Here is a 4,588-nt window from a genome sequence, read left to right on the forward strand (position 1 = left end):
ACGTGATGCGGCCGCTGGCGTGCTGCCCTGCCGTTGAGAACATGCGAAACGCCAGGCTGCTCTTTGGCGGGCATTGCTTGGAGTTATGTTTCAACTCGTGCAACAACTCCAACTGCACCACCATGTCCGGGATAATCACGCGTTGAAATTTCAAGCCAAGCACGCCCAGGAATTGCGGCGCCATCGTAAAGTATTGGCGTCCATAGTTGATCGCCCAATCGAGTTGCACCACGCCAGGTAAAATCGGTGCGCCGTCAAAGTGGCCATTGAAATACAGGAGATCGGCCGGCACGGTCAATTCCAGCAATACGCGATGGGTTTCTTGCTCCAGCAAACGCACGACGGGTTCGCGCGGAAGATCGGCCAACTCTGAACTGACTGACGCCGGCGACTCCAACAGCGCCAGCAACGCAGCGCGCGTAGTCTTGCCTTGCGCGTTCACCGGCATCGTCTCCAGATAGCGCCAGCTGCGCGGCAACGCAACCGCCTCCACCGCATGCGCCATGCCGTCGCGCAGGATGCCATTCAAAGCCAGCTTGCCTTGCTCTGCCAGAATCTGCAAGCCGGCAGCGGATAGCACTACAAAAGCGGCAAGCCGCTGCCGTTGCTGTGGTTTGCGCTGTAATTTCAACTGCGACTCGGGCTGTTCCAGCAACAACACGCGCGCATCCGCTACCTGCACCATTGTTTTCAGTCGCCGCTCCAACCCATCCAGCGAGATACGTTTTTCCTCGACCTTGACAATACGATCGACGCGCCCCTTCAAGCAAAAACGCTGCTGGTCGACAACCTGTATCTGATCAGCCAGCGCATGCCAGCCGGCGTCCGGCAGATGCGGCGAACGAATTTCAAGTACCTCATCGTTAGAGGCAATACGCCAAGCAATCGCTGGCATCACCTGCCAGCTGTCGTCTGCGCCGGCGATCCGCTGACGCCAGGCCACACCGCCGGTTTCAGAACTGCCGTACACCTCAATCGGAATCGATCCCAGCAGACGTCCGGCAGCCACGGCGGCCTCAGCTTGCAACGGACCGCCGGACGAAAATACGACGCGAATCGAAGCGGCCTGGTTTTGCGTAAACACGGTGGGCAGCCGTCTCAGATGAGCGGGACTGGAGATCAGGACGACCGGTTTGTCGCCTCGCTGCGGCTGGAACTGTTCCAGATAACTGATTTGCTGCGCGTGTATTGCACGGCCTTTAGTTAAGGGCCACAGCACTTTAAATAGTAATCCGTAAATATGCTGGTGCGAAACCGTCGCAACGATATCGGCGTTGCCGATCCTGTCGCCAAACAACTGTTCCAAAGACGCTACTTCGCTGGCCAGTTGAGATAGGAATTTCGGTACTGCTTGCGGTTCACCTGTACTGCCTGATGTATAAATAACCAATCCGGGAAAATCCGGCAGCAGCGTTTTGAATTCCGGCCTCGCCTGAGTCTCGTCGTCGCTATCGATAGTCAACGGCGCATATTGCGCCGGAAACTCACCCAGATAACCGTCTACCAGCGCACTAAGATTGGCGCAGGTGGCAGGTAACACATCACCCGGCAAATAGATCGTCTTGTCAGCCTGCCATGCGCCCAGCAAGATACAGGCAAAGGTGGCGCTGTCGCTTGAATACAAGGCGAAACGCGACCCCGACTGGCGCGCCAGCAAGCGTCGCCAAGCGGCAACCTGGGTGACCAGATAGGCATGGCTGAGTGGCTTGCCGTCACGCCATGCGAATGAGCGCTCCTGCTCGTGGCCGGGCAGCTTACTCAATAGCGTCAACAGATCAGGAGGATTAGACATGCTGTTCGTCCGGCTGCGCGTCAGGCTGCACTGCGAGTTGACGATGACGGCGCCTGACGACGATCCTCACCAGATATTCACCGGCAAACAAGCAGCCCATCAGCACATAAGCCAGCACGCCGTTGTAGAGCGACCAGATGGCAGCGGAAGCCCAGACGGCTGTCAGCAGGGCCAGCACGCCATTTATAACAAAGAAACCGCACCATACCTGAGTAACCCGGCGTGTGTAGGCAATCGCGTAGTCGGGTAGAACTGGATCGCTCAGGCGGGCCATGCGTTCAATCATCGATGGCGGTGCATACAGGCTGTAGCCAAACGCCGCCAGCATGCCGAGATTGACCAGCACTGGGTACAGCTTCAACGGCAGTAAGGCGTTGTTCCAAATCGCCACGGCTGCCAGCAATAAAGCCCCTGCCAGCCACCAGCGGCTGGCGCGACTCAGCTTGAGAGTCGGCAGACGCGTGGCCGCGGCCAGCACCAGCAACAAGGCCAGCAGGCGTGGCTCGACGCGCCCATGCCCAAGCCAGATCGCGAGCGGATAGAGCAAAGTGGCCAGCAAGGTCACTACGGTGGGCAAAAGACGCCTGAGATTTTGCATCCTGTACGGTTATCCTGAGCGCCTTACTTTTCATCCTCTGCCAGCAAAGCAGCCAGCGCATCGACCACATCTTGCACGCTGCGCACCGCCTTGAAAACATCGGGCTGCAAACGCTTCCCAGTCAATTGCTTGAGCTTGACCACCAGATCGACCGCGTCGATGCTATCGATATCCAGATCGGTATACAGATTGGCTTGCGGCGTTACCTGGTCTTTGTCGATCTCAAACATTTCATGCAACACATTCACCAGCCACAGGTAAATTTCTTCCTTGCTCATTGAGTTGGTCAATATCATTTCACACCGTCATTTCTTTCTGTTGCTGGCAATCATCACAGCAAGTGTGCGCACCGAAGCAAAATGATTACGTGTCTCAGCCGAATCTGCCGACAATGAAATGCCGTAGCGCTTTTGAATCGCCACTCCCAATTCCAGCGCGTCGATCGAGTCGAGTCCGAGACCGTCGACAAACAACGGCGCGTCGGTGACGATATCGGCCGTAGTCATATCTTCCAACTGCAGGACATCGATGATGACCTGCTTCACTTCTTCTTCAAGCTGCTGCATAACCCTGGCTTTCTTTTCTAAAATAATCTTGCAGATAGGCGGTTAAATGCCTGGCTGCCAATACTTCGCTACCGGCTGTTGTCAGAAACTCGCGGACGTTTATATCCTCTTTTACTTCAATCCTGAAATGCGCTGCCACCGGCGGCACTTGCCACCATTTGGCGCCCTTGCCCAAGGTTGGCGGAAAGCAACTGATCACTACCGGCGTCACATTCGACAAGCTGCGCACGGCTACATTGGCGGCGCCGCGCTTTAAATTAATCTGACCATCGTTCGCGGTACGAGTGCCCTCCGGGAAAATAATCAGATTGCTGCCGCGTTGCAAGGACGTGATGCAATCCTCGATCAACCCACCGCCATGGTCGTTACTGATGTAACCGGCAGCGCGGAGCGGTCCGCGCGTGAACGGGTTATCCCAAAGCTGTCCTTTGACGATGCAATCGGCACGCTTGACGAAAGCCATCAGAAACACCGTATCGATCAAGGTCGGATGATTTGCCAAAATCAACAAACCTTCCCGCTCCAATCGCTCCAGCCCGTTAGTCTCATAATTCAGCACACCCAGCCATCGCATGGATCCGACAAAGCCGCGAAATGCCACGCGAATCACGCGCCGCGCCATCAGCACGCGCAGTTGCTGTTCCCGGATAAACAGATTCAAGACCGGGAAAACCGAGACCCGCAAGACCAGGCCGCCAAGCGCAAACAACACAAAGCTGAAACCGGTTGCCAGCACCCGCCAATAACGATTTACGCGCTTAAACAAGACGTCCCCAGCACCACCGGCGCGCATCGATCGTTCGGATCAGCTCGGGATCCTGGCGTAGATAAAAAGCCAGCACTTCCAAGCCGTCGGGTTGCCGACAACTGCTTAATTCCTGTTGCATGGCGCTCGGCTCGTCTCCAGCCTGGCTATCCCAGGACAGCGAGATGACGGCGCCGGATTCCGCGCTTGCCTCCTGCATTAGCCAGGCCCAGGCAAAAGGCTGCTCCTGGCAATCCTGAAACTCGTGAAACACCTCTGGCAACATGCCGTCATAGACCACCAGCAGCACTTCAGCCGCACCGTCCGCAAGCAAACCACAGGCTTCAATCACTGCATGCTCAACGCCGCTATGCCCGGCCGCCACGGCGGTATGACTAGCATGATCCTGACGGGCGATCGAAAACAGCCCGGCAGCAGCATTGTGAACCGACAAACTGAAAGACGTGGGGGATAAAGGTTGCCCTTGAGCGAGATCCGTCAGCAGCTCCGTCGAACGGACGCACTCGCCATGGCGAGAACAAAATACGGTCGGCACGTCAATCCTGCCGTCGAGACAACGATAAGCCGCTTCCAATGCCATTTTGCCCATAGAACCGGCACGCCGGCGCAACATGGCAGGCATACGCGCAACAGCCGCCTCGCCGTCGCCTCTAATGACATAGGGATTATCAGCCCACGCCCGCCATGCGGCCGCCGTATCCAGTCCCGGCGCCCATGCTGCATCAGACACAACTGAAAACCTAACTCCCCCGAGCTTCATCTCATCATTCTCCAACACCCATCAAATCGATTTTATGTTCTGCCAGCAATCTAGGGCCTGTTAATAATTGATTTGGGAGATGCGTTCCAACCAAAACGTGTGGTGG

At 56.5% G+C, this 4,588-nt stretch carries 6 protein-coding genes; all 6 read right to left on the bottom strand.

The genetic code is table 11. The annotated features are described in order from the left end of the window. Positions 1-1,792, bottom strand: a 1,792-nt coding sequence (locus KHU33_RS25450; RefSeq protein ID WP_211468235.1) for an AMP-binding protein, incomplete at its 3' end; no start/stop codon positions are given. Then, positions 1,785-2,390: a COG4648 family protein gene (locus tag KHU33_RS25455; protein WP_211468237.1), complete on the bottom strand. Its 606-nt coding sequence runs from the start codon at positions 2,388-2,390 to the stop codon at positions 1,785-1,787. The genes KHU33_RS25455 and KHU33_RS25450, both read right to left, overlap by 8 nt. Positions 2,391-2,413: 23 nt before the next feature. Next, positions 2,414-2,668, bottom strand: a complete 255-nt coding sequence (locus tag KHU33_RS25460; RefSeq protein ID WP_211468239.1) for an acyl carrier protein — start codon at positions 2,666-2,668, stop codon at positions 2,414-2,416. A 27-nt stretch (positions 2,669-2,695) separates the two neighbouring features. Further along, positions 2,696-2,956 (bottom strand): phosphopantetheine-binding protein, encoded by a 261-nt coding sequence (locus KHU33_RS25465; RefSeq protein WP_211468241.1) that lies wholly within the window; start codon positions 2,954-2,956, stop codon positions 2,696-2,698. Further along, complete coding sequence (locus KHU33_RS25470; RefSeq protein WP_211468243.1) at positions 2,943-3,749, bottom strand: lysophospholipid acyltransferase family protein; 807 nt, start codon at positions 3,747-3,749, stop codon at positions 2,943-2,945. The genes KHU33_RS25465 and KHU33_RS25470 overlap by 14 nt, the downstream gene beginning before the upstream one ends. Beyond that, on the bottom strand, positions 3,715-4,482 hold the full coding sequence (locus tag KHU33_RS25475) for a beta-ketoacyl synthase chain length factor (protein ID WP_211468245.1): 768 nt from the start codon (positions 4,480-4,482) through the stop codon (positions 3,715-3,717). The genes KHU33_RS25470 and KHU33_RS25475 overlap by 35 nt, the downstream gene beginning before the upstream one ends. Positions 4,483-4,588: the final 106 nt, after the last annotated feature.

The sequence above is a fragment of the Collimonas silvisoli genome, assembly GCF_018305005.1.
In the GTDB taxonomy this organism is placed as follows: domain Bacteria; phylum Pseudomonadota; class Gammaproteobacteria; order Burkholderiales; family Burkholderiaceae_D; genus Collimonas; species Collimonas silvisoli.